Annotated in this window: 18 protein-coding genes; 9 read left to right on the plus strand and 9 right to left on the minus strand. The window is 51.4% G+C overall.

Annotated features, from left to right (window positions below; translation table 11 throughout):
• Positions 1-6 precede the first annotated feature (6 nt).
• Positions 7-1,296 carry an arsenic transporter gene (locus AC1DUO_RS09675; protein WP_119262291.1) on the plus strand — a complete coding sequence of 430 codons (1,290 nt, stop codon included), beginning with the start codon at positions 7-9 and terminating at the stop codon, positions 1,294-1,296.
• A gap of 51 nt (positions 1,297-1,347) precedes the next feature.
• Positions 1,348-1,779: a glutaredoxin-dependent arsenate reductase gene (gene arsC / locus AC1DUO_RS09680; RefSeq protein ID WP_037032937.1), complete on the plus strand. Its 432-nt coding sequence runs from the start codon at positions 1,348-1,350 to the stop codon at positions 1,777-1,779.
• Positions 1,780-1,850: 71 nt separating this feature from the next.
• On the opposite strand, the gene AC1DUO_RS09685 is transcribed toward arsC, so the two are convergent.
• The 3 genes from AC1DUO_RS09685 to AC1DUO_RS09695 all read right to left on the minus strand — a co-directional run bounded on the left by AC1DUO_RS09685 (position 1,851) and on the right by AC1DUO_RS09695 (position 6,926).
• Entirely contained in the window at positions 1,851-3,404 is a 1,554-nt protein-coding gene (locus tag AC1DUO_RS09685) for a peptide MFS transporter (protein WP_013578298.1), read from the minus strand.
• Between the two features lie 263 nt (positions 3,405-3,667).
• A complete protein-coding gene (locus AC1DUO_RS09690) occupies positions 3,668-4,759 on the minus strand; it encodes an ABC transporter substrate-binding protein (protein ID WP_119262292.1) in 1,092 nt (363 codons plus the stop codon).
• 37 nt (positions 4,760-4,796) lie between these two features.
• Entirely contained in the window at positions 4,797-6,926 is a 2,130-nt protein-coding gene (locus AC1DUO_RS09695) for a TonB-dependent siderophore receptor (protein ID WP_119262293.1), read from the minus strand.
• Positions 6,927-7,269: 343 nt separating this feature from the next.
• Here AC1DUO_RS09695 and AC1DUO_RS09700 point away from each other — a divergent pair, with 343 nt between their 5' ends.
• Positions 7,270-8,178, plus strand: coding sequence for a MurR/RpiR family transcriptional regulator (locus tag AC1DUO_RS09700; RefSeq protein ID WP_013578295.1), 909 nt, complete (start codon positions 7,270-7,272; stop codon positions 8,176-8,178).
• A gap of 205 nt (positions 8,179-8,383) precedes the next feature.
• Here AC1DUO_RS09700 and AC1DUO_RS09705 read toward each other — a convergent pair whose 3' ends face one another.
• Together AC1DUO_RS09705 and AC1DUO_RS09710 are read right to left on the minus strand one after the other, a co-directional pair.
• The gene (locus AC1DUO_RS09705) at positions 8,384-8,605 is read right to left on the minus strand and encodes a hypothetical protein (RefSeq protein ID WP_013578293.1); all 222 of its coding nucleotides are present in this window, start codon (positions 8,603-8,605) and stop codon (positions 8,384-8,386) included.
• Positions 8,606-8,919: 314 nt separating this feature from the next.
• Positions 8,920-9,825: an SDR family oxidoreductase gene (locus tag AC1DUO_RS09710; protein ID WP_119262294.1), complete on the minus strand. Its 906-nt coding sequence runs from the start codon at positions 9,823-9,825 to the stop codon at positions 8,920-8,922.
• A 329-nt stretch (positions 9,826-10,154) separates the two neighbouring features.
• Between AC1DUO_RS09710 and AC1DUO_RS09715 the strand changes: the two genes are divergently transcribed.
• The 3 genes from AC1DUO_RS09715 (at position 10,155) to dcuR (ending at position 13,047) form a co-directional block, all read left to right on the plus strand.
• Positions 10,155-10,472, plus strand: coding sequence for an RcnB family protein (locus tag AC1DUO_RS09715; protein ID WP_013578291.1), 318 nt, complete (start codon positions 10,155-10,157; stop codon positions 10,470-10,472).
• A 239-nt stretch (positions 10,473-10,711) separates the two neighbouring features.
• Positions 10,712-12,331, plus strand: a complete 1,620-nt coding sequence (locus tag AC1DUO_RS09720) for a sensor histidine kinase (RefSeq protein WP_037032932.1) — start codon at positions 10,712-10,714, stop codon at positions 12,329-12,331.
• Positions 12,328-13,047, plus strand: coding sequence for a two-component system response regulator DcuR (gene dcuR, locus AC1DUO_RS09725; RefSeq protein ID WP_014416701.1), 720 nt, complete (start codon positions 12,328-12,330; stop codon positions 13,045-13,047). The genes AC1DUO_RS09720 and dcuR overlap by 4 nt, the downstream gene beginning before the upstream one ends.
• Here the strand turns inward: dcuR and AC1DUO_RS09730 are convergent.
• Together AC1DUO_RS09730 and AC1DUO_RS09735 are read right to left on the minus strand one after the other, a co-directional pair.
• Positions 13,041-14,003: an FAD:protein FMN transferase gene (locus AC1DUO_RS09730; RefSeq protein ID WP_119262295.1), complete on the minus strand. Its 963-nt coding sequence runs from the start codon at positions 14,001-14,003 to the stop codon at positions 13,041-13,043. The genes dcuR and AC1DUO_RS09730 overlap by 7 nt on opposite strands.
• Positions 14,004-14,027: 24 nt before the next feature.
• Entirely contained in the window at positions 14,028-16,805 is a 2,778-nt protein-coding gene (locus AC1DUO_RS09735; protein WP_013578287.1) for a flavocytochrome c, read from the minus strand.
• Between the two features lie 748 nt (positions 16,806-17,553).
• Here AC1DUO_RS09735 and AC1DUO_RS09740 point away from each other — a divergent pair.
• Together AC1DUO_RS09740 and fumA are read left to right on the plus strand one after the other, a co-directional pair.
• Positions 17,554-19,065: an anion permease gene (locus AC1DUO_RS09740; RefSeq protein WP_013578286.1), complete on the plus strand. Its 1,512-nt coding sequence runs from the start codon at positions 17,554-17,556 to the stop codon at positions 19,063-19,065.
• 190 nt (positions 19,066-19,255) lie between these two features.
• The gene (fumA, locus tag AC1DUO_RS09745) at positions 19,256-20,902 is read left to right on the plus strand and encodes a class I fumarate hydratase FumA (protein WP_013578285.1); all 1,647 of its coding nucleotides are present in this window, start codon (positions 19,256-19,258) and stop codon (positions 20,900-20,902) included.
• A gap of 76 nt (positions 20,903-20,978) precedes the next feature.
• Here fumA and AC1DUO_RS09750 read toward each other — a convergent pair whose 3' ends face one another.
• A complete protein-coding gene (locus AC1DUO_RS09750) occupies positions 20,979-21,923 on the minus strand; it encodes an AEC family transporter (RefSeq protein WP_013578284.1) in 945 nt (314 codons plus the stop codon).
• A gap of 495 nt (positions 21,924-22,418) precedes the next feature.
• Here AC1DUO_RS09750 and AC1DUO_RS09755 point away from each other — a divergent pair, with 495 nt between their 5' ends.
• Entirely contained in the window at positions 22,419-24,104 is a 1,686-nt protein-coding gene (locus tag AC1DUO_RS09755) for an NAD-dependent malic enzyme (protein ID WP_014416698.1), read from the plus strand.
• Positions 24,105-24,150: 46 nt separating this feature from the next.
• Here AC1DUO_RS09755 and AC1DUO_RS09760 read toward each other — a convergent pair whose 3' ends face one another.
• Entirely contained in the window at positions 24,151-24,924 is a 774-nt protein-coding gene (locus tag AC1DUO_RS09760; RefSeq protein WP_013578282.1) for a DUF3750 domain-containing protein, read from the minus strand.
• Between the last annotated feature and the right edge of the window lie 659 nt (positions 24,925-25,583).

The following is a 25,583-nucleotide window of genomic DNA, read 5'->3' on the forward strand; positions in this document are numbered from 1 at the left end:
TCGATCATGTTGCTGGCAGGTACTATTTTTTTACTCACCCTGATTCTGGTTATCTGGCAGCCCCGCGGGCTGGGCATTGGCTGGAGCGCCATGCTGGGTGCGGGTCTGGCATTACTGACGGGTGTCGTTCACCCGGGTGATATTCCGGTTGTCTGGCAAATAGTCTGGAACGCAACGGCCACTTTTATTGCCGTTATCATTATCAGCCTGCTGCTGGATGAATCGGGTTTCTTCGAGTGGGCGGCACTGCATGTTGCACGCTGGGGAAACGGACGCGGGCGTCTGTTATTTACCTGGATTATTTTACTGGGCGCGGTGGTCGCTGCCCTGTTCGCCAATGATGGTGCCGCACTGATTCTGACGCCGATTGTCATGGCGATGCTGCTGGCTCTGGGTTTCAGTCGCGGCGCGACATTAGCCTTTGTCATGGCAGCCGGGTTTATCGCGGATGTTGCCAGCCTGCCGCTGATCGTCTCAAATCTGGTGAATATTGTCTCGGCTGATTTCTTCAACCTGGGATTCACGGAATATGCGTCCGTCATGGGCCCGGTTAATCTGGCAGCCATTGCGACAACACTGGTCATGCTGCACCTGTTTTTCCGCAAAGACATCCCGCCGGTTTACGATATTTCTCTGCTGAAACAGCCTGCTGAGGCTGTCCGCGATGCCAGCACCTTCAAAGCAGGCTGGCTGGTTCTGATCCTTCTGCTGGCGGGTTTCTTTGGTCTTGAACCCCTCGGCGTACCGGTCAGCCTGGTCGCCGCTGTCGGCGCACTGATCCTTTATATTATCGCCAGGAAAGGTCACATCATTAATACCGGCAAAGTGCTGCGCGGCGCGCCGTGGCAAATCGTCATTTTCTCGCTGGGTATGTATCTGGTGGTTTATGGTTTACGTAATGCCGGGCTGACGCACGCCCTGTCTGCCGTGCTGAATCAGCTGGCAGAACAGGGTTTATGGGCCTCTACGCTGGGAACCGGCTTTATCACCGCCTTCCTCTCTTCCATCATGAACAATATGCCGACCGTGCTGATCGGGGCGCTGTCGATTGATGGCAGCACAGCCACGGGAGTCATTAAAGAGGCGATGATTTATGCCAACGTGATCGGCAGCGATCTGGGGCCAAAAATCACCCCGATTGGCAGCCTGGCAACACTGTTATGGTTGCATGTGTTGTCACAGAAGAATATGACGATTACCTGGGGATATTACTTCCGGGTGGGTATTGTCATGACTCTGCCTGTGCTGTTTGTCACGCTGGCAGCTTTAGCGCTGCGGTTGTCTGTGGCGCTGTAACGGATGTTTAACGCCTGACCTCACACTAAGATTGAAAAAGAGAACCTCCTGATGAGCAATATCACTATTTATCACAACCCGGCCTGTGGTACATCGCGCAATACCCTTGAGCTGATCCGCAACAGCGGCGCTGAGCCAACCGTGATTTTTTATCTTGAAACCCCACCGGCCCGTGAAGAACTGGTAAAACTGATTGCGGATATGGGTATTCCCGTGCGGGCCTTGTTACGCAAAAATGTCGAGCCGTATGAGCAATTAAAACTGGCAGACAATCATTTCAGCGACGATCAACTGATCGACTTCATGTTGCAGTACCCGATTCTGATCAACCGGCCGGTGGTTGTCACGCCGCTGGGCACCCGGTTATGCCGCCCTTCTGAGGAGGTATTAGCAATCTTGCCTGATGCGCAACGTGGCGCGTTCACCAAGGAAGACGGTGAAGCAGTTATTGATGAAAACGGCAAACGTATAACGAAAATCTAAAAAAAATAAGGCCGGTCATCAGACCGGCCTTATTGATTCTTAGCGGTATTCGACAAACACCTTACCCGCCATCAGGCATGTGATACCGGTTTTTGTTCTGTCTTAGACTGGGCGTTTTCCAGCATTCTGCGAACCGGAATGATCAGGACGAACAGCACCGCAGCGCAGATCAGCAACGCAATGGAGCAACGGGCGAACAGGTCAGGCAGCATATCCAGCTGATCGGCTTTTACGTGTCCGCCAATCAAACCGGCCGCCAGATTCCCCAGCGCACTGGCACAGAACCACAGGCCCATCATCTGACCGCGCATTCTTTCCGGCGCCAGCAGCGTCATGGTCGCCAGACCAATCGGACTCAGGCACAGCTCACCGAGCGTCAGCATCAGAATGCTGCCCACCAGCCATAATGGCGATACACCTGCCCCGCCGCTGTTCAGCACGTTCTGGGCAGCCATCATCATGATCCCGAAGCCCGCCGCCGCGCATAAAATGCCGATGATGAACTTGGTGATGCTGCTCGGGCGCACGTTTTTACGCGCCAGCAACGGCCATGCCCAGCTGAATACCGGTGCCAGCAGGATGATAAACAACGCATTGATGGACTGGAACCAGACGGCAGGAATTTCAAAATCACCGATCATGCGGTTGGTGTAGTCGTTGGCGAACAGGTTGAACGAGGTCGGTTTCTGCTCAAACGCAGACCAGAAGAAAGCAGCCGAGACCAGCAAAATAAAGCACACCAGCAGTCGGGCGCGCTCTTTCCGGTTCAGTCCGGCAAACAGGAACAGATAGATAAAATAGAGCGCAACGGACGCCGCAATCACATACACCAGCACGCTGGCGACGGCAACCGGGTTAATGACGATCACGCCCTGCGAGATCAGCGCAACGATGATTGCCACACCGGCGGCCAGCGCCAGCAGCCAGACACCTACACCGTTTTTCTTAGCAACCGGACTGTTCCAGGTGGAATCCAGTCCCACTTCGCTGTCGTAACGTTTCATGGCCGGCACGGCGTACAGACGGAAGATAATCAGCGCCACCAGCATACCGATCCCCCCGATACCAAAGCCCCAATGCCAGCCATGCGTTTTTATCAGCCAGCCGGAAATCAGCGGCGCGATAAACGACCCCATGTTAATGCCCATATAAAACAGTGAGAAACCGCCATCACGACGCGCATCACCTTTTTTATACAGCGTGCCCACCATGACCGAGATGCACGTTTTGAACAGGCCGGAGCCGAGAACAATAAACATCAGGCCGATAAAGAACAGGCTGTCGCCCATGAAAGCGGAAAGCGCAATCGACAGGTGGCCGAGCGCAATCAGAATCGATCCGTACCAGACCGCCCTCTGCTGCCCGAGCCAGTTATCTGCCAGCCAGCCGCCCGGCAGCGCCGCCAGATACATACAGCCAGCAAATATACCGACGATAGCTGATGCGTTTTCACGCGCAAGCCCCATACCGCCGTCGTAAACCGTCGCCGCCATAAACAGGATCAGTAAAGGACGGATGCCATAAAACGAGAACCGCTCCCACATTTCAGTGAAGAACAATGAGCCGAGCGGATAAGGATGGCCGAAGAAGGTCCGGCTTTCGTTTTTATTAACAGAGGAATGCATAAATTCTCCAGAGAAAGTCTGTCGTAATCGTTGTGAATACCCTTGCCCGGCGGCTGTCTTGCAGCCGCTCTTAAGCATTCAGCGCTTATTATTTGATTGCCGAATACCGGTATTGTCTGGCATTAACCGCAGAAGTTTTAGAGGAAAAGTCGACTAATGTCCACTTTTACAGATTTTATAGCGGCAGAAAACCGGACATGGCAGGTGAATTTACGAAGAAAAAAGCCCCTCAGGATAAAATATGCATTCAGAACAACGCCCCTTCACCGGTTGCCGTTGGCAAAATATGTGCCGGTATAGGGGATTGGCAGGTAGTCATGAAAGATCTGTTTTAATGTCTGCTCAGGTTCGATATCCGCAAACACATCAGGATAAAGGGTTTTTGCCATGAACTCGGTCGCGGCAACATGCCACGGGCTGAGGTAGAAATTATGCCATATCATCCCGGTGCGGCCGTTATGCAACGCTTTAAGTTCACGCAATCCATTCTGCCTGGCAGTCAGTTCCCGCAGACTTTGTTGTGCCATTTCCGGTGATATGGCGGGCCCCAGTTTCAAATCATTCTGATCATCAGGAGAACCTGCACCCGTGGCGAAATAAACCTCAGGTTGCGCCATGATAACCGTTTCTTCATTCAGCTGGCCAAAGACACCCTGCACCGTTTTGCTGGCGATATTATCCCCTCCGGCAAAATTCAGCAGTTCACCAAGACTGCCTTTCACGGCAGTCACGCAACATTCATTGCGACGTCCAAGATGTAACTGAAGCAGCACCGTCGGTTTGTGGCCGGAATAAGCGGCCAGACGATCATGGATAACCTGCATATGAGTATCGTAAAAGTGATTAAATGCCTGGGCGCGTGCAGTCTGGTTAAGCACCTCGCCCAGAATACTCACACTGCGCGTAGTATTTTTCAGCAGATGGACACGAAGATCGATTTTCACTATCGGGATATGCGCAGCGTTGAGCATTTCTTTAAGACGCAAATCGGCATCGTCATAGCGCGCAAGGCTGGGCAGGATCACCAGATCTGGTTTCAGCGCCAGCACCTTTTCAGGGTTCATATCATTTGTTCCCCCCAACCCCAGCGACGGAATCGTCAATATATGCGGAAAACGCTGCGCAAAAATGTCCCAGGTCTGGCTGTCATACTTCTTCAGATCGAGTGGCCAGCCGACAATCCGTCTGACAGGATCACCCGTTTCCAGAAGGGCCAGCGTATAAAGCATCCGGCTTTCGCCCAGCACGATACGTTGCGGATTATCGGGAATGTCCACATGATTACCGTCGATATCGATCACTGTGCGGGCCTGTACGCCAAAGCCCGTCAGCAACAACATAAACAGCACAGTCATAACAGAATATCTACGCGCTCGCGGAGTCAACCGCAGATCAGAATTCAACACTTGCCTGCACCATAAGATTACGGGTTTCACCTTCGCGCACGCGCAGGTTACCGCCGCTGGACGTGTAATAATGTTTGTTGAACAGGTTATTCAGGTTGAGTTTCAGCTGCGTCTTCTCCCCGAACAGACGGTTGTTCCACGCAACAAAACTGTCAGCCACAACATAATCAGGTAACGTGAAACTGTTCTCCGGGTCTCCCGCACGGGTGCCGACATAACGCGCCCCGCCGCCGACACGGAAATCACCCGGCAGGCCGTTAATCACCAGATTATGGCTCAGATAGAGCGCGCCCGAATGGCGCGGCGCATTCTGCAAACGGTTGCCGTTATTCGCAGAGTTTTCACCATCATCCACAATTTCGGCTTTGTCATAGCTGTAATTGGCACTGACTTCCCAGTCAGGAAGGATCTCACCATTCAGCTCAAATTCCGCCCCGCTGGAGCGTGCTTTATCAATGGCGCGTGTTTCGCCGTTAATGCTCAGTGACATGTCCCGCTCATCGATACGGTACAGCGCCACGCTGGCAAACATGCGTGGCGTAATCTGCCATTTACTGCCCACTTCCCAGGTAGTGCCTTGTTCAGGTTTTCCTACGTTGCCGTCATCGTCTACATCCGTTGAGGGTGTAAAGGATTTGCTGACGCTGCTGTAAAGAGACACCTCTGGCGTGACTTTATAAATCAGACCGGCCTGAGGTAAAAACTTATTCCCTTCGGAATCAAGCGTCTGAACGACGGGGTCAAAACCTTTTGAGGCTCGCTGCTCATAATGTTGATAACGGCCGCCAAGCACCGCAATCCAGTCCGGTGTCAGTGAAATGCTGTCTTTGGCATACACCGAACGACTGTGTATCCGGTTCAGGTTATTGCCGTTAGCCGTATTCTCAGTCGTGCTGTCGGCGACCGGGGAGAGAATGTCGTATTGCGGATCCATAAAGTTGAAGCTGCTGTTGGCTTTGCCCTGGTATTGATGCGCACGATAAGTCTGGTTCATCTCATAATCAGTGCCCAGCACAAGATCATGATTCATACCCAGAATGTCCTGTGAACCCAGCAGATCCCAGGAAACATATTTGGTCTTGTGATTAAAACCGCGATTGGCATCCGCCCTGCGCGTCACGGCGCCGGTTGTCGCGTTAACCGCTGTCACCCTGACTTCGTCATTATTGTAGCGGCGCTGGTTCCATCCCAGCGTCAGGCGGGTGCTCCAGTCATCGCTGAACTGCCAGTCATAATGGGCGTTCAGCGTTTTATTATGACCCCAGGCGCGGTTTGACTTGTCATCCAGCCGGTCCTTATAGCCGATATCGATCGGTTTGCCGTTAATAAAAGCGGTTCCGCGATCGTATGGAATGTCGTAGCGGTAATCAGAATAGCTGATCAGGAAACTGGCCTTTTCGCCGTACCACTGCAGCGAAGGCGAAATCAGGGTGTGTTTATCACTGCCAAAATTACGCCAGTAATCCTGATCCTGTTTTTCCGCAATCATGCGAAAAGCAAAACCATTACCCAGCGGGCCGGTGACATCCACTGTCCCTGCTCCGCCACCTTCACTGGCGTAACGTCCGCTGACTTTGGTGTGCCAGTCATACTGCGGTTTTTTACTGACCAGGTTGATGACACCCCCGGGGTTTTGGATCCCGTAGAGTAATGACGCGGAACCTTTCAGCACTTCAACCCGCTCGGTGGTGGCATCAAAATTGAGACCCTGACTGCTGCGGACGCCGTCGCGATAAATGGAACCATCAGAGTTGGAACCAAAACCACGCCGGACAAATCCATCTTCCGTGCCCGCGAGTGTATTCCCCTCACTGACACCGCTGACAAAACGCATCGCATCAGAAAGACTTGTGGCCTGATAATCGTCAAGTTGTTGTCGGGTCACGACGCTGACCGATTGTGCCTCGTTAAGACGCGGTGTGGGCGTTTTACTGGCAACAGAACTGGTGCCTGCGCTGTATCCCTGATCATTCGCCTCATTTCCGGTGATGGTCAGCGTGTCGCTGTCTGTGGCTGAATACCCTGTAACAGGCGCCAGCATCGCAACGCCATAAATAGCAGCAAGAATCGCCGGATGGCCTTTTCTTTTAAAATCAAACAGTTTTTTATTATTCATTTCAATCAACCCGGTGTTAAATATAACGCACTTCCCCGTAATGCAATTGATAATCATTCCAACATGCAGATATGTAGTAGTAAATGATATGTTTCAGAATTTTGCTACAGGAAGAAATCATGACTTTACGGCAGGCATCTTGCTTTCAGCAGAACTTAACAAACTGTTTTTAAATAATTTTTATTGAAACCCGACGTTTCAGCCGCATAGGGTTCCGGTTCAGCACAGAAGAATTTGAATATTTTTGCTGCTAAAAACGCTACATTGTTAAAATAAACCCACAGTGTGAATGCTTTGCATTCACCGGTAAGCCTTTCAAAACTAAAAGGATCGGTAAAATTACATGGCTGCCATTCCGGTAAAAAGACGTATTGATGTTTTCGGTGAACGCTACCGCGCCCGGGCGCCCTCACTGTCTCCCGGCTTGCAGGCGGTGGTGTCTTATATCCACAACAACCGTGAATCGGCGCTGGAAGCCACGGCAATGGATATTGCAGCCGCGACAGAAGTTTCGGATGCCACTGTAGTACGCGCCGTTCAGGCACTCGGTTTCGCCGGATTACGCGACATGAAAAAGACGCTGGAAGCCTGGTTTGGTACGGCGGTGAACTCGGAAGAGAAGATGAGCACGACGGTCAGCGAACTGGCCAGCGATATCAATTCGGGTATCAACTTCGTTCTCGACGGGCATAAACGTGCCTGCGATACGCTGGCGGAGCCCGCTAACCGGCAGGCCATTTCTGAAGCTATCGCGCTGCTGATTAATGCGCGCCAGGTGGCGGTGTTTGGTCTGAACGCTTCAGGCATTTTAGCGGACTACAGCACACGGCTTTTTAGCCGGATTGGCATTCCGGCAGTATCACTTAACCGCTCAGGCATTGCGCTGGCGGAACAGCTCATAAACCTGCAACGCGGCGATGTCCTGATCATGATGGCGCAGAAAAGTGCTCATCGTGAGGGCAGAACGGCAATACAGGAAGCAAAGCGTCTGAATATCCCTCTCATTTTACTGACCAACGCCAGTGATTCTTTTTTTGCAAAGCAAGCTGATATTGTCATCAATGTTCCGCGCGGTGGTGAAAATGGCCGCATGCCGCTCCATGGCACGGTACTGGTCTGTCTGGAAATGCTGATTTTATCCCTTGCCTCGGCTACCGCATCGCGGACCCTGAAAACCATGAAGCGCATTCAGGATCTCAATCAGTCTCTGAAATCCGCGAATAAAATCAGAAAGTTGCAGGACGGCGTGTAGGCCAGACGACCTGTGATACTGAACTGGCACTAAAAATGGTAACGGGGAAACACCGGACACCAGTCCTGCTGTTTATCTCGTCGTTATTTGCAGGAGCAGGCATGGGCCGGGGACAACTGGGCGGGCTGGCATTAATCATGGTGATATCTTTGTCTGTTTGCGCTTCAATGTTTATTGCCAGTAAGGCAAAACGGACGCTGAATATTCAGAGAATAAAATTATGCAATTTGCCAGGTTCGGTCAGGAAAGTGTCATAGGAACCACTGATATACATACCGTCCCTGAAGATAACAACTTCTTCCACCCGCACCGGGTGTTGGCAAACGGCACAAATCAGAGAATGTACGGTCTCTGCCAGGGGCGAGTTCACTGCGGCGATGAAACGATCTGCCCCGCATTGCTCGCAAACAATTTTGATATCCGGCATGTGATGCACTCTGCACAAAAAAGAAAATGATTCCTTCAAATATAGCATAATTGGAATAATCTGATTGCTTATTATGAAATCGATATCTATCAAAGCATTTTAAGGCAAAAAAAAGCCCGCATGCAAAGCGCGGGCAATCACACAGACACGAAGAATAAAAGCAGTGGTTATCTGGTACCTGTAAAAGATGAGTAAAGATGACGGGTTATGCCGAATTAATTAGCAACGTAATTATTTATGACGTACCAATGCGCGGGAACATGCCTGAATAAAAAAGCCCGTCAATGACGGGCTTTGGCGGTACTGAAGGCGGCTTATACCGTGCCGGTTCCCCCATCAGAACACCAGATTTGTCCTGAGGAATAGCTGTTGTCATTTGAGGCCAGCGTCACGTATATCGCGGCGATTTCCGCAGGTTGCCCCGGACGCTTCAGAGGAGCCTGCTCACCAAACGACTCGATTTTTTCCTGCGGCTGACCGCCTGAAATCTGCAACGGCGTCCAGTATGGCCCCGGTGCAACGCCGTTCACGCGGATGCCATCCTCCGCGAGCTGTTTAGCCAGCCCTTTGGTGAAGGCCATGATCGAGGCTTTGGTTGATGAATAATCGAGCAAGTTATCGCTCGGTAAAAACGCCTGCACGGAGGTGGTATTAATGATCGAACCGCCGCGAGGAATGAATTCCAGCGCCGCTTTGGTTATCCAGAACATCGCATACACGTTAGTTTTGAACGTGGCGTCAAACGCTTCAGTGGTCAGATCCTTAATCGAATCACAGAACTGCTGACGACCGGCGTTATTGACCAGCAGATCCAGCCCGCCGAGTTTCTCTTCGGCTTCTTTCACCAGTTGCTGGCAGAATTTCTCGTCACGGATATCGCCCGGAATGGCGATCACTTTCCGCCCTTCGGCCCATAACAGATCGACCACTTCTTTGGCATCGGGCTCTTCGTCCGGCAGATAATTAATGGCGACCTGCGCACCTTCGCGGGCGAAGGCAATCGCCACCGCACGACCAATGCCGGAGTCACCGCCAGTGATCAGCGCTTTACGCCCTTCCAGCCGGGCACTGCCTTTGTAGGTTTTTTCGCCATGATCGGGGACAGGGTGCATTATGCTGGCCAGCCCCGGAAACGGCTGCTTCTGATGCTCAAACGGCGGCGTCGGATACGCATCAACGTGAGGTTCATTCAGGGAGATCGGGATTGTTTTGTTGTTCATAAACACTCCTTATTTTTAAAATGAATCTACAAAACGCATGTAGAAAATGAATGAACCTTAACCATAGAACATACAGACAGGCTGGTTGAAATCATCGGACGGTTCTGAAGTCATATCAGCAACGGCACAGCCTTAAATGTCATCATGTCCGGGGTGGCTGTTGCGCCATTTGCATTTCGACACAAAAAAACCTCCCAGCCTGCGCTCACTTTCTCGTTATTATCCTGCCCTACAGAAAAAGCACAGGCTTCGGCTTTACTGCTCATACAACGGACTGGCGGCATATCACCGAGGCAGGCATTAAGTTGATGGTTTTAACGGGATAATCTATGCGTCATTCTAAAATTGTTATGTTATCAGCCCTGGTTGTTTCATCGTTGTTACCTCTGGCTAACACGGCATTTGCCGCGTCAAACTCACATGAAATCAAATCGTTCTACGATGATTCCAAATTGTATTCCATCGGCGATCAGGTGCCTGCGCTGTACCGCACCAAACCCTATGAAATCGTCGGCTGGCAGGAACGTCACCTGCCTGCACCCGATGCGGGCAGCCACTGGACTTACATCGGCGGCAGCTACGCGCTGATCACCGACACCGACGGGAAGATCCTCAAAGCCGAAAACGGCGATATTTACTTCCAGTAATCTGTCATCAGGATTGCAAAGATAAGGCCTGAAGAGATTCGGGCCTTTTTTATTGAGGTTCCCGCACCGTAAATCGCACTTTCGAAAGTAATAAATAGCGGAAGTATCAAGCAAATAAACATATCATTATGCGTGAACAGGGATGGTTCACGCAGAGTTCTACGCCATACCACCGGATGAACAACGCGAACCATCAAAATTATCAATGAGCATTTGGCTCTATTCTCTCCGGGGCTCCCATGAGCGACTCGCAGCAACGCCATTCCGTGCGCAAGCACCCCATGAAACTCAGCACGTCAGTCAGCCTGATGATAAGCGCCGTGATTGCGTCTGTTTTGCTGGTTGTCCATATGCTCTATTTTGTTCAGGTGAGCGACACCACCCGCGATGGTGTGAAAGAAAAGGCCCTGGCCGTCGCCAGAACCATGGCAGATTTGCCCGAAACAAAACGTGCTCTGCTGCTGCCTCCTGACAGTAATATAATTCAGCCCATCGCCAGCGCAGTGCAAAAACGTAATGACCTGCTCTTTATTGTGGTCACCAATATGGATGGCATCCGTTATTCGCATCCGAATGCGGATGTGATCAGTCATCATTTTATCGGCGATGACATTAATCCGGCGCTGCTCGGCAACGAAAATGTCTCCATCAACAAAGGTACGCTCGACAAAGCGCTGCGCGTATTCACGCCGGTCTATGATGACCACCATAAGCAAATCGGTGTGGTTGCCATCGGGATTTCGCTGGTCAAAGTCACTGAGCAAATCAATAAAAGCCGCTGGAGTATTTTGTGGACGGTGCTTTTCGGCCTGATGGTCGGCGCGCTGGGCACTTACTGTCTGGTGAAATTGCTCAAACGTATTTTGTTCGGGCTGGAACCTTATGAAATTTCGACGCTGTTTGAACAACGTCAGGCGATGTTGCAGTCGATCAAAGAAGGGGTGATAGCCGTCGACGATCAGGCGCATGTCACGCTGATCAACCAGACGGCGCGGCAGACTTTCCGTGAAACCGCCATCGACGTAACGCCGGACGCCGATTCCCTGCCACTTATCGCCAACCTTCGCGATGTGCTCAATACCGGCGTGCCGCGCCGTGACGAAGAAATCAACTTCAAGGGGCGTTTGCTGCTGAGCAACACCGTACCGGTACGCAACAACGGCGTCATCATTGGCGCGATATGTACATTCAGGGATAAAACCGAAGTCAGCCAGTTAATGCAGCGCCTGAGCGGAATGGTAAACTATGCAGATTCGTTGCGTGAACGTTCGCATGAATTCATGAACAAACTGCATGTGATCCTCGGATTACTGCACATGAAAAGTTATGCTCAGCTTGAGGATTACATTCTCAAAACGGCCAATAACTATCAGGCGGAAATCGGTTCACTGTTGCTGAAAATAAAGTCTCCGGTGATTGCCGGTTTCCTGCTCAGCAAGATGAACCGCGCATCGGACACCCGGCATCTGTTAACGCTCAGCGATGACAGTCTGCTGCCGGATAATAATAATGAAGATCAGGTGGCAGCACTGATTACCGTGCTGGGCAATCTGATTGAAAATGCGCTGGATGCGCTTGGCGATCAGCCTGATGGTGAAGTCAGCGTCTTGCTGCACTATCAGAATGGTTCGCTGGCCTGCATCGTCAGTGATGACGGGCCGGGCATTCAGCCGGAAAATATTGACGCAATATTCGAAAAGGGTGTGTCGTCGAAAGGCGATCAGCGGGGCATGGGACTTTTTCTTGCTAAACAGCAAGTGGAAAGCCTCGGCGGAACGATTACTGTAGAATCGGAACCTGATGTTTACACTCAATTTTTTGTACAACTTCCCTGGGATGCCGAGAGGACAAATTCTTGATCAATGTACTGATAGTTGATGATGATGCCATGGTGGCAGAGCTGAACCGATGTTATGTCGGCCAGATTGACGGCTTCGCGTGCTGCGGCACCGCGTCGACGCTGCAACAGGCGAAAGATCTGGTACTGAATTCAGAACTGTCTATCGACCTGATTTTGCTCGACGTCTATATGCAGCAGGATAACGGGCTGGATTTGCTGCCTGAACTGCGTAACGCCCGACGGCCTGTCGACGTCATTGTCATTTCTTCGGCTGCAGATGCAGAAACCATCAAAAAATCGCTTAATTATGGCGTGGTGGATTATCTGATCAAACCGTTCCAGTTTTCCCGTTTTGAGGAAGCACTGACCGGCTGGCAGCAGAAGAAAACACTGATGGATAATCAGCAGTATTACGAACAGTCAGACGTTGACCGGCTGATCCACGGCAACAATACTGCGGCGGCGGACACCAAAAAGTTGCCGAAAGGCTTAACGCTGCAGACATTACGCACATTGTGTCAGTGGATTGATGCCCATCCGACAATGGAATTTTCCACGGATGAACTGGCAACGTCCGTGAATATTTCGCGGGTGTCTTGTCGTAAATACCTGATCTGGCTGGCACAGATGAACATTTTGTTCACCAGCATTCATTACGGCGTCACGGGCCGGCCGGTATATCGTTACCGTCTGCAGGCCGATCACTACTCGTTGCTGAAGCAGTACTGTCAGTAAGTCACCAGACGATAACGGTCATCCAGTGGCATGAAGGTAAACTGCCGCTGAGATGACAAGATAATCCGCCCGTCGCGGGTGACGAAAATCGCCTCGATGTGCGGAATCTGCGACATATATGCCAGACTCTTCTCCACGCCCATCCCGTACAGCAACGTTGTCCAGATATCCCCGTCTATTGAATCCTCAGAAACAATGGTCACGCTGAGCAGTTCGTTATCCAGCGGATAACCGGTTTTCGGGTCAAGGATATGATGATAACAGTGCCCGTCCAGTTCGAAATAACGCTCGTAAATACCGGACGTCACCACCGATTTGCCGATGACGTTGATCACACCGATCAGCGCGTCCGGGTCCGAAAACGGTTTTTTCAGCCCAATCGCCCATGCCCCTTCCGCACCGGAACCCAGCGTTTGTACGTTACCGCCCAGATTGATTAATGCGTTCTCAACCTGTTGTTCCCGCAGGTAATCCCGCACAACATCGGCGATATAACCTTTGGCAATCGCCCCGAGGTCGATTTCCATGCCGGCTTTTTGCAGAAACACCGAACGGGTTTGTTCATCAAGGATCACGTCTTCAGGAACGGTCAGCGCCAGCAATGTCTTGATATCCTGTGCAGCCGGGATGGTGTGACCGTTGAAGCCGATTTTCCAGCGCTTGACCAGCGGGCCGATGGTGAAATTAAAATGGCTGTCCGGCAGGCAACTGATGGCTTTCGCACGGCGGATTAATGCATAGACCGGTTCGCTGACGGTGACAGGGTCACGTCCTGCGGCATGGTTAATCGCCATAATATCGGAGTGCGCGCGGTTCACCGTGAAGGTGTTTTCCTGCAATTTGATCAGCCTGAAAACGCCAGACGCCAGACTTTCGTTATGTTCAAACAGCTTGAGAAGAATGGGCGAACCCATCAAAACAGCGGAATAAGCATAAACACGATCGTCTGGCGTCATTGTAATACCCTGCGTGATAAACGGTTACCGCATCGCGAATTTCGCGGCGTTTTGCCCTGCAAGGATACCGAAGATAATGATATCTGCAACGGCATTACCGCCGATACGGTTGCCGCCGTGGATACCGCCAACCACTTCACCCGCCGCAAATGCGCCGCCGAGCACCTGTTGCTGCGCGTCCAGCACGCAGGTTTCGGTGTTGATGGTTACGCCACCCATGGTGTGATGCACGCCGGGTGCGATACGGATAGCATAGAACGGCCCCTGATTGATCGGGTGGCGCAGCGCAGTTTTACGGCCAAACTCCGTGTCGTGCTGTTTATCCACGGCGACGTTGTAACTTTCCAGCGTTGCCAGGAAGGCATCGGAGTTCATTTCCAGTTTCGCCGCCAGATCACGTGGTGAACTGCCGCTGATAACAAACCCTTTCGCAATGTATTCATCAGCCGCTTTATTGTTCAGGCGCACCTGCTCGTCAAACACCACGTAAGCAAATTTCTCCGGCAACGCGATGATGTTCGCCGATACTTTGTCGCGGGTTTCCATTTCGTTGAAGAAGCGTTTTCCCGCCTGACTGACCAGAATCGCCCCACCGCCACGAATGGCCTCCGAAATCAGATAAGACGTGGTTTGTTCAACCGTAGGGTGGATCTGAATTTCGCCCATATCCACCGTGCCTGCGCCAATATTCTGCAGAATGGCGATGCCGCTACCGGTGGCGCCTTTGTGGTTGGTGGTCACGAAACCGTCCAGTTCAGGGCGATATTTCACCACCATTTCGCGGTTGGCGCTGAAACCACCGGTGGCGACGATCACGCTTTTGGCATTAATCATCAGCACTTCATTGTCGTCATTGAGCAACTGCACGCCCTGTACCGCACCATCGGCATAACGGATTTCAGTGACCGACGTATCGAGCATCACGTCGATATTACGTTTGTTAAGATTCTTCACCAGACCGCTGATCAGGAAGCCGCCCACTGCACTGCGGTCCGCCGGACGGTGTGTGCGGTCGATGCTCATCCCGCCGGTAATGGTGATATCGCTCAGTTCAATATGGTGATCGGCCAGCCATTCCACCGCCTGCGGCGCACGTTCGATGAACTCTTTCAGCAGCACAGTATTGTTTTTGAACTGACCGCCTTTCAGGGTTTCCTGATAGAACAGCTCTTTGCTGTCTTCGATACCTTTCAGGCGCTGATAACGGGTTTCCGCGGCGTTCATACCGACCGACGCTTTAATGGTGTTACCGCCGATGGTCGACATTTTCTCGACGATCAGGACTTTCGCCCCTTCGTCACAGGCCTGAATCGCTGCCGCCAGACCGGCACCGCCGCTGCCGACGACCACAACGTCGTAGTTTTGTGGTTCATTCAGGCTGCCGCCCTCTTCCAGCAACTGCGCTTTGCAGGATTTGGCGATGGCTTTGGAGACGGCTTTTTTCACCGCTTCACTTTGCTCGGTTGCGCCGGTCACCGCATCGACGTGCGGGCTGTTAGCGTCGAGAATACGGCTGCGGATAATTTCAAAGCTGGTGGTGAATTCCACATCCGTGTCCGCGCCCGCTTCCAGCGCGATATCCGTAATGCGGTCGGTTTCCAGACTGACGTTAACGGCCAGTTCATGCGCAGGATCCTGCACTTTTTCCCGGAACACACCGGCTTTGAATTTCTTCGAGGTCATGCTCATGTCGCGGATCATCGCGTCCACCAGCGAGAAACGCCACAGCGGTTCAGGAATGGTCAGGGCTTCGCGTTGTGTGCTGTCAATAAACAGGTCGAGTTTCTGATCGGCTGCGATACGGTCAGTCCAGTCCGGATAAGCGATGCAGGCTTTACCGATGGCGATCATGTCATAGCCGTGTTCAAGCGCCATTTCCGCATCGGATTTATTCACGATACCGCCCACGCCCATCACCGGAATTTTGGCCAGTGTGTCGGAACGCATCGCGACATATTTGTCGATCAGTGGCGTCGGATCAGTGGTATCAACAATGGAAGGACGCAGCGAGTAACCGAGGGAGAAATGCAGGTAATCCAGCCCGCGGGCAGCAAGCTGTTCCAGCAGATACATTGTGTCGGCAAAACGGATCCCCGGTTCTTCCAGCTCTTCTGGTGAGAAACGATAACCGATGATGAAAGAAGAATCGGCGTATTTCTTCGCCATCTCATGGGTGATATCGAGAACAGCCAGCGGGAAGCGGGCGCGGTTTTCGCGGCTGCCGCCCCATTTGTCGTCACGCTGGTTGGAATTCGGCGAGAAGAATTGCTGGATCAGATAGGTGTTCGCGCCGTGGATTTCCACGCCGTCAAAACCGGCTTCAATCGCACGACGCACGCCTTCACCGAATTTGGTGATCATGCCGTCAACTTCATCTGCCGTCAGTGCCACCGGTGTGGCTGCACCGTCACGTGGTGCCGCCAGTGCGCTTGGCGCAACCGGCTGCTGGCCACCAATCAGTTTTGGCTCGCTCATGCGGCCACCGTGATAAATCTGCAAAAGGGCTTTTGAGCCCTGAGATTTCACGGCTGCGGCGATTTTTGCCAGACCGTCGATTTTGCTGTCGTTATCGATACCGATAGCGCCGGGGAATGCCAGACCTTTATCATCGACAAAACAGCATTCAACAATCACGGTGCCGATGCTGCCGGCACGGGCGCGGTAATATTCAACCAGCTCGCTGGTGACGGTGCCGTCGTAAAAGCCGGTGCAGGTGGTCATTGGCGCCATCAGAATGCGGTTTTTCAACTCAGTACCATTGGGCAGAGTGAACGGACTTAATAACAGGTGGTTGGTGCTCATAATAATTACTCCAAACTTTAAGGTTTTAAATTCTGAATTCGTTATCGGCGCGCTATTTGAGCTATTTTAGATAAGCGCAGTGGAGTATTGATTTATTATTCGTTGTTTTTATTTCAATGCCGATGTCATGCTATTAATATAAGTTTATTTTTACTTCCAAAACTTATTACATTAGTTAATTAACTATTTATCTATTAACTTAACACCTGTTATATTAAAATTATGTTAACTATTAAATTAAATAATCACATTAATGCAAACTACAATCTTATTTGTATTTAACTGATGAGATGATTATTACATCCTCCGGGCTTTTCCCTTCGGCAGATCACGGAACCCGCCCGCTGGCAAGAGGTGGCAGATCGCCTGATGAGGGAGTGTGGCTGTGAATGAYTCTCATTTTGCCCTACTCCATTTTTTGCTTTCCGTTACCCCGAAAGATACCCCCGTCACAAATTGCCCTTTAATTAATCAGGCAGGCTCTGCATAACGGTTTCATCCGATTTAAAAAAGAATTCAGCACCGTATTTTGTTGATCAAGATCAACAGTTAAAAATAGGGAAAACGCATTATATAAACATTTCCTCCCTCTTACGGGGAATAGTAAGCACTTAACAAAAATAACAATAACGAGGCAATTAACATGCCACTATTGAATAATTAAAAAAAAGATTAAGTAACTAAAAAAACCAAACGACATCTTACCTATGCATCATCACAATATTCCTAACTACCTAAGATAAATATTATGAGCGAAATATCAAAAACTGCGGTGAAAGAACCAGCGAAAAAAGCCGAATCCGGCAAAAAAAATCGCTGGATCTTTATGGTACTTCCCGTGCTGGTGTCCGTGCTGTTGCTGCTCGTTCCTGTACCTGCCGGTCTGGAACCTCATGCCTGGCACTTCTTCGCCATCTTTGTGGGCGTCATTATCGGTCTGATCTTCGAGCCATTGCCGGGGGCCGTTATCGGCTTAACCGGTGTGGTGGTCATCGCCCTTTTCAGCCAGTGGTTGCTTTTCAGCCCGGCTGAACTGGCGGATCCTAAATTCAAAACCGCAGCACAGTCCTTCAAATGGGCGGTCAGTGGTTTTGGCAACTCCACGGTATGGTTAATCTTCGGCGCGTTCATGTTTGCCGCCGGCTACGATAAAACCCAGTTCGGCCGCCGTCTGGCGCTGATTCTGGTGAAATATCTTGGCCGCCGCAGCCTGACGCTCGGTTATGCCATCACCTTTGCTGATCTGTTACTGGCACCCTTCACACCGTCCAACACCGCGCGCAGCGGCGGCACGATCTACCCGATCATTGCTAACCTGCCGCCGTTGTATGGCTCAAAACCGAACGACCCGAGCGCACGTAAAATCGGTTCTTACCTGATGTGGGTGGCGATCACCGCAGCCTGTATCACCAGTTCGATGTTTCTCTCTGCACTGGCGCCTAACCTGCTGGCGCTGGGTATCGTGAACAGCGTAACCGGTATCAACATTTCGTGGGGCACCTGGTTCATCGCCTTCCTGCCTGTCGGTCTGCTGCTTCTGTTGACTATGCCGCTGCTGGCGTACTGGTTCTACCCGCCGGAAGTGAAAATCAATGACGAAGTGCCGCGCTGGGCAACCGCTGAGCTGGCAAAACTGGGCAGAATGTCCCGTCACGAAATCCTGCTGCTGGTGTTCGTCTGCTGCGCGCTGGCGATGTGGATTTTCGCTGCGAGCTTTATCGAACCGGCCATGGCTGCTTTGCTGGTCGTAGTACTGATGCTGTGGACCGGCGTTCTGAACTGGAACGACATCACCAGCAACAAACCGGCCTGGAATACCTTCGCCTGGTTCGCCACGCTGGTAGCACTGGCTGACGGCTTATCCCGCACCGGTTTCATCGCCTGGCTGGGTAAAGAAGGCGCAGCACTGATGGGCGGTATCTCCCCGGGCGCGGCGACAATTGCCCTGCTGCTGGCGTTCTACCTGCTGCATTACCTTTTCGCCAGCACCACGGCGCACACCACCGCCCTGTTACCGGCTATGCTGACCATCGGCGCGGCAATCCCTGGCATTAACATGCAGGTATTCTGTTTGCTGATGGTGACGTCTCTGGGTGTTATGGGGATCATCACACCTTACGGTACCGGCCCAAGCCCGATTTATTACGGCAGCGGTTATCTGCCAACCAAAGATTACTGGCGTCTCGGCACTATCTTCGGAGCCATCTTCCTGATTGCCTTACTGGTCATCGGTTATCCGTGGATGATGATGATGTTCTGATTGTGGCGATAAAATCACCCACAAAGCATTAACAGAGCATTTACTGAAAGAAAACATATAAACCCCGTTGCCAGCCTGTGTATTTGGCTGGCAACATACAGAACGAATATAAACGTCGCCCCGAACACCCCTGCTATACCGCATCAACAGTCCCACCCGTGGCGACAAAAACGGAAAAAGTGAGAAAACAATGTCGAACAAACCGTTCTATTATCAAAATCCCTTCCCCGTTTCCAAAGATGACACCGAATATTATCTGCTGACCAAAGAACATGTCTCCGTCAGCACCTTCGACGGCGAAGAAGTGTTAAAAGTGGAACCGCAGGCGTTAACGCTTCTGGCGCAACAGGCGTTCCACGATGCCTCTTTCATGCTGCGCCCGGCGCATCAGCAACAAGTGGCTTCCATTCTTCATGACCCGGAATCCAGCGAAAACGACAAATACGTTGCGCTGCAATTCCTGCGTAATTCTGAAATTGCGGCCAAAGGCATTCTGCCGACCTGTCAGGACACCGGCACCGCAATCATCATGGGTAAAAAAGGGCAGCGAGTCTGGACCGGCGGCGGCGACGAAGCCAGCCTGTCTCAGGGTGTGTATAACACCTTCATCGAGGATAACCTGCGCTATTCCCAGAATGCCGCACTGGATATGTACAAAGAGGTAAACACCGGCACCAATCTGCCTGCACAAATCGACCTCTACAGTGTCGATGGTGACGAGTACAAATTCCTGTGCATCGCCAAAGGCGGCGGTTCGGCCAACAAAACCTACCTGTATCAGGAAACCAAAGCGCTGATTACCCCGGCGAAGCTGAAAGATTACCTGGTTGAGAAAATGCGCACGCTGGGCACGGCAGCCTGTCCGCCTTACCATATCGCGTTCGTGATTGGCGGTACGTCTGCTGAAGCAACGCTGAAAACCGTAAAACTGGCGTCCACCCATTACTATGACGGTCTGCCAACGGAAGGTAACGAACACGGTCAGGCATTCCGCGACGTCAATCTGGAACAGGAACTGCTGGTGGAAGCCAACAATCTTGGTCTCGGCGCGCAGTTCGGTGGCAAATACTTTGCCCACGATATCCGCGTAGTACGTCTGCCGCGTCACGGTGCATCCTGTCCGGTCGGGATGGGCGTTTCCTGCTCCGCAGACCGTAATATCAAAGCCAAAATCAATCGTGACGGTATCTGGATCGAAAAACTGGAAGACAATCCGGGCCAGTACATCCCTGAGGCCCTGCGTGAGCAAGGCGAAGCGGGGGTGGTGAAAGTTGACCTGAATCGTCCGATGCCTGAAATCCTGGCGCAACTTTCTGAATATCCGGTATCTACCCGTCTTTCCCTGAGCGGTACGATTATCGTTGGCCGTGACATCGCACACGCCAAACTGAAAGAGCGTCTGGATAACGGCGAAGGCTTGCCGCAATACATCAAAGATCACCCGATCTACTACGCAGGCCCGGCGAAAACCCCGGAAGGATACGCTTCTGGTTCTCTCGGCCCGACCACCGCAGGACGCATGGATTCTTACGTGGATCTTCTGCAATCCAACGGCGGCAGCATGATCATGCTGGCCAAAGGTAACCGCAGCCAGCAGGTGACCGACGCCTGCCATAAACACGGCGGTTTCTATCTCGGCAGCATCGGTGGCCCGGCAGCGGTGCTGGCGCAGCAAAGCATCAAGAGCCTGGAATGCGTGGAATATCCTGAATTAGGAATGGAAGCCATCTGGAAAATCGAAGTCGAAAACTTCCCGGCATTCATTCTGGTGGATGACAAAGGCAACGATTTCTTCCAGCAAATTCATGCAAATACCTGCGCGAAGTGTGTGAAATAAACGCCTGCTGAAAGACAAAAGGCCTGCCAGAAATGGCGGGCCTTTTTTATGGGTAACATGTCGCAAATCAGCGCATTTACGACATCATGTAAATCACGAGACCTTCTGTCACTATGCCCAGTGCAGTGCCGATGAGTATTGAGGAAGACGCAGATTCCACATAGGTGTCGCTGCGCACGGCGAACATACCTGCAGCAATGGCGGAAGGCGTTGCGCCGATGATCACCACCTGCTGCATCAGCGTATGGCTCAGCCCAAATGCCAGACCGGCAGCGGCCATAATCGCGGGCTGGATCAGATTTTTCATGCCGATGTTAGTGACCGTATGAATATTCAGCGTCGGGCGCTCGCCGAAGAACAACAGACCCAGCGCGAACAGAGAAATCCCGCCTGCGGTTTTACCCATCATTTCCACCGACGAGGACAACAGTTCCGGAATTTTAATGCCAGCCAGACTCATCGCCACACCCAGCACCGGGATCCAGACAATCGGATTGCGTACGGCTTTGAACAGATTATTCAGGATCATCTTGCCGAGGCTGCCCTGTTGAGCCAAATCGCTGTTTTTGTCACCCATGCGGATCAACACAATCGTCAGCGGGATCATCAGCACGCTGGTGATAAGATTACCGACCAGCACCCCCAGAAAACCTTCCGGCCCGATAAGCACCGCCAGTACAGGCGCGCCAAAGTAAGCCATATCCGGGAACGCGCAAACCAGCGACTGAATGGCGCTGGTTTTGATGTCATGGCGGAAAAACCAGCGCGAGATGCACAACGTCAACAAATAAGAGCCCATCAGGCCAATCACCAACACTGCCATAAACGATAAATTCTGAATCTTGGCCGGATCAGTATGTAATGCACCGATAAAAAGATGTAATGGCAGCGCGAAACGGATCACTACCGTGGCTAATACCGTAGCATCGTCACGTTTCATATAACCCAGTTTTCCGCTCAGCCAGCCTAGTACCATAATAAACACTAAAGGAAATAATGAGGATAAGAGTAATGTCGGCATAATATGACCTTTTCTTTATTATTGTTGATGAGATAATTGAAGGAACAAAATGGCGGTTAGTTATATTATTTAAAACCAGACATCATTGTGACCCGTGTCACATCTGCCTTTATGGCAATAATAACAATAATTACTTAATAACAAATCACATCAAATACAATGAGTTATAATTAAACCATTAATTTCACTTAAATATCATATAATGTATTTACTCAACTTGAACCATCCGGAAACATTCAAAAACATTATGCAGAACTCATCACTAAAAAAGTATTAAAACGTTTTTGTAATTTAAGTAACCGGAATCAGTGCCTGTGTCGTGTTATAAAAAACAAATAATAAACAATCATCTTATTCAGGCTGCTATGGCCATTGGTTTTATTTTGGTAGTTCATACACTAATTCGACCGGTTATAGGATTTTACTGTGAGGGATCCGGCAACGGGAAATAACGTACCGGAAATTAACTGAGTTCAAATGTTCTAAGGCTTAATGATGTTAAAAAAACGCCCGCTCTACACCCACTACACAGGTTCATTATTACTCGAAAACCCGCTGCTCAATAAAGGCTCGGCCTTCAGCCGCGATGAACGTCTGGCGCTCAATCTTAACGGACTGCTGCCCAATCAGGTTGAAACTATCAACGAACAGACTGACCGCGCTTATTCTCAATTCTCTGATTTCAAACGTGATATCTCCAAGCATGTCTACCTGCGCAATATTCAGGACACCAACGAAACCCTTTTCTACAACCTGGTGAATTCACATCTGGAAGAAATGCTGCCGATTATCTACACCCCGACGGTCGGCGAGGCCTGTGAACACTTCTCCGATATATACCGCCGTGCCCGTGGCCTGTTCATCTCTTATCCTGATCGCGAGCATATCGATGAAATGCTGCAAAACTTCTCCAAAAATGACATCCGGGTGATCGTTGTCACCGACGGCGAACGCATTCTGGGACTCGGTGATCAGGGGATTGGCGGCATGGGCATTCCTATCGGCAAGCTTTCGCTTTATACCGCCTGCGGTGGAATCAACCCGGCCAACACGCTGCCGATCATGCTTGATGTCGGGACGAATAACGCCCAGCGCCTCGACGATCCGCTGTACATGGGCTGGCGCCACCCGCGCATTACCGACGGCGAATACAATGAATTCATGGATATGTTCATTCAGGCGGTAAAAACCCGCTGGCCGGATGTCCTGCTTCAGTTCGAAGACTTCGCGCAAACTAATGCTATGCCACTTCTGGAGCGCTACCGCGAGGAGTTGTGCTGTTTCAATGATGATATTCAGGGCACCGCGGCGGTCACGCTGGGCTGTCTGATTGCCGCCAGTCATGCCGCAGGCACCCGGCTACGCGACCAGCGGGTCACCTTCCTCGGCGCAGGTTCTGCCGGTTGCGGTATCGCGGAGAAAATCATCGCGCAAATGGTGGCAGAAGGTGCTTCCGAAGACGAAGCGCGCAGTCAGGTCTTTATGGTGGATCGGTTTGGCCTGCTGACAGATGACATGCCGAATTTGCTCGATTTCCAGCGTAAACTGGTGACAAGTAAAAACAAAATCAGCCACTGGAATGTGGACAACCAGAATATCTCGTTGCAGGACGTGGTGCATCATTCCAAACCAACCATTCTGATTGGCGTTTCCGGGCAACCGGGGCTGTTTACCGAAGAGATCATCCGTGAGATGCATCACAACTGCCATCATCCGATCATCATGCCACTCTCGAACCCGACTTCCCGTGCAGAAGCCCGTCCTCAGGACGTGATCGCCTGGACCGAAGGTGCCGCGCTGATGGCGACAGGCAGCCCGTTCGCACCGGTACATTATCAGGATCACACGTACCCGATCCCGCAATGTAACAACGCGTATATTTTCCCCGGGCTGGGGTTAGGCATTCTGGCGTCGGGAGCGCGCCGCGTGACCGATAGCATGTTGCTGGCTGCCAGTCAGGCGCTGGCCAGCCTTTCTCCGCTGGCGACCACCGGAAAAGGGTCATTATTACCGGCTATTGCCGATATTCAGCATGTGTCTAAAATCATTGCCGCCGAAGTGGCGCGCGTCGCGCAACGGGAAGGCGTGGCACCGGAAGTTTCAGAAGATGAGTTACAGAGTCGTCTCACCAGCGAATTCTGGAAACCGGAATACCGGTCTTATAAACATTCGTCGTTCTGATGTGTATGGCCGGTACCTCGTACCGGCCTGTTGCGCACTGACATCGTTAAAGCTCCGCTTTCCCCGGATTATCAAAGCCTACCCGCCCGACAAACGGCAAACGCAACGCCGGATTCTTCACATCAATGCCCAGGTTCAGCCCCAGCACATTGACTTCAATGCCCTCTTCCACACCCAGCGTCACGCCCAGCAGTCCCAGCAAAGAAACCTGCACGCCGCGCCCGGATGGCGGTAAACCGATCGGATTGGTAATGCCGCGGTAATCTTTGCCGATCGCATTGGAAGGAAGATCAAGCTGCAGATCCGGCACTTCACGGCCGATGTGGGCGATAAACGTATTGCTGTTTGGCCCCGGCCACGCGTGATAGGTATGCGGATACGGGTAACTTTTGATCGCTGCTTCTATTTTGGGGATCATAATCTGCGCCTGCGCGCCGCGGTGATCAACCAGTATACGGGGCTGCGAGCCAAACCAATACCCATCTGGAATAGCATAATCGCGGCGTACTACGTTGGTGCTGCCCCAGCTGATCACGTCATAACGGGTGAACTCTGTTTCCCCTTCACGTTTGTAAATTATCCACGGATGCACCGCCACCAGCCCGCGCCAGCCATAAGTCGGTGCAGCATAAATCTGGATAATAGCGATACTTTTCAGTCTGGCAGGATCCGGCGCAATACCGGCTGAAGTCCGTCGTGCCGTTGACCAGCTCTGGCCTGCAGGTTCTGTCCGTGTTTGTGTCGCTTTCGCGTAGCTGTATCCGAAAGACAGCAGTAAAACCAGAACAAACCCGAGACTTACCCATTTTATGGCGATCATGCTTTATTCACCTTTGCCGGTCCGTTCAAAAGAACAACGGTACTCATTCACCGAGAGGCTGGCAACGTGAAAGTCTGTTGTAAATCACAAAATTTGCTGCAAATAGCCGATTGGGATTGGGGGAATGCCAGGGGATAGAAACGTGAATCATGCGATGTTGCAAAATATATGGAAAAATGCGGATGACTGATGTAAGCCTGATCTGTAAAGTGCAATGCCACTCCTGGCACCCAAACTATCATTATCTTTTTTCCCGGGTACAGGATGGTACGGCACTCTTCCTTATGGGCGATTTCAATCAGCCTCGAGGTTGAGTTTATTAAGGTATGAAGCGCGCCCATGTCGGGAAATTTGACTAATTAGAGTAACGATAAGATGAAAATGAAATTCATAYCGCCAATCATTGTACTGGCAGGTGCTGTTGGTTTTATGGTGTGGTTCTTTGTTAGCGGAGCTGCAATGCCTGGCGGCTGAAAGAACATCAATAAATGTGAGGCGTTTTTTACAGACAGGTCTCTATTACTTCAGATGCACCTGCAATTCAGTTAAGAAGGGCTGTATCTCGTTTGAGAATTTGAAAAAGCACCGTCACCAGGCGGTTATTTTATGTTTAACGTTACCAGCCCTGAAGCCGTCGTATCGCGAGCTGTAAAGCAATG

It is taken from the genome of Rahnella sp. P4_A8 (assembly GCF_056402435.1).

What these genes read in the sequence shown, in the direction of transcription:
- AC1DUO_RS09705 (WP_013578293.1), bottom strand. Translation starts at nt 8,605, where the DNA reads ATGCCGGATATCAAAATTGTTTGCGAGCAATGCGGGGCAGATCGTTTC.
- AC1DUO_RS09740 (WP_013578286.1), top strand. Translation starts at nt 17,554, where the DNA reads ATGAGCGAAATATCAAAAACTGCGGTGAAAGAACCAGCGAAAAAAGCC.
- AC1DUO_RS09685 (WP_013578298.1), bottom strand. Translation starts at nt 3,404, where the DNA reads ATGCATTCCTCTGTTAATAAAAACGAAAGCCGGACCTTCTTCGGCCAT.
- AC1DUO_RS09755 (WP_014416698.1), top strand. Translation starts at nt 22,419, where the DNA reads ATGTTAAAAAAACGCCCGCTCTACACCCACTACACAGGTTCATTATTA.
- AC1DUO_RS09675 (WP_119262291.1), top strand. Translation starts at nt 7, where the DNA reads ATGTTGCTGGCAGGTACTATTTTTTTACTCACCCTGATTCTGGTTATC.
- fumA (WP_013578285.1), top strand. Translation starts at nt 19,256, where the DNA reads ATGTCGAACAAACCGTTCTATTATCAAAATCCCTTCCCCGTTTCCAAA.
- arsC (WP_037032937.1), top strand. Translation starts at nt 1,348, where the DNA reads ATGAGCAATATCACTATTTATCACAACCCGGCCTGTGGTACATCGCGC.
- AC1DUO_RS09700 (WP_013578295.1), top strand. Translation starts at nt 7,270, where the DNA reads ATGGCTGCCATTCCGGTAAAAAGACGTATTGATGTTTTCGGTGAACGC.
- AC1DUO_RS09760 (WP_013578282.1), bottom strand. Translation starts at nt 24,924, where the DNA reads ATGATCGCCATAAAATGGGTAAGTCTCGGGTTTGTTCTGGTTTTACTG.
- AC1DUO_RS09730 (WP_119262295.1), bottom strand. Translation starts at nt 14,003, where the DNA reads ATGACGCCAGACGATCGTGTTTATGCTTATTCCGCTGTTTTGATGGGT.
- AC1DUO_RS09690 (WP_119262292.1), bottom strand. Translation starts at nt 4,759, where the DNA reads ATGACTGTGCTGTTTATGTTGTTGCTGACGGGCTTTGGCGTACAGGCC.
- AC1DUO_RS09735 (WP_013578287.1), bottom strand. Translation starts at nt 16,805, where the DNA reads ATGAGCACCAACCACCTGTTATTAAGTCCGTTCACTCTGCCCAATGGT.
- AC1DUO_RS09695 (WP_119262293.1), bottom strand. Translation starts at nt 6,926, where the DNA reads ATGAATAATAAAAAACTGTTTGATTTTAAAAGAAAAGGCCATCCGGCG.
- AC1DUO_RS09720 (WP_037032932.1), top strand. Translation starts at nt 10,712, where the DNA reads ATGAGCGACTCGCAGCAACGCCATTCCGTGCGCAAGCACCCCATGAAA.
- AC1DUO_RS09710 (WP_119262294.1), bottom strand. Translation starts at nt 9,825, where the DNA reads ATGAACAACAAAACAATCCCGATCTCCCTGAATGAACCTCACGTTGAT.
- AC1DUO_RS09715 (WP_013578291.1), top strand. Translation starts at nt 10,155, where the DNA reads ATGCGTCATTCTAAAATTGTTATGTTATCAGCCCTGGTTGTTTCATCG.
- AC1DUO_RS09750 (WP_013578284.1), bottom strand. Translation starts at nt 21,923, where the DNA reads ATGCCGACATTACTCTTATCCTCATTATTTCCTTTAGTGTTTATTATG.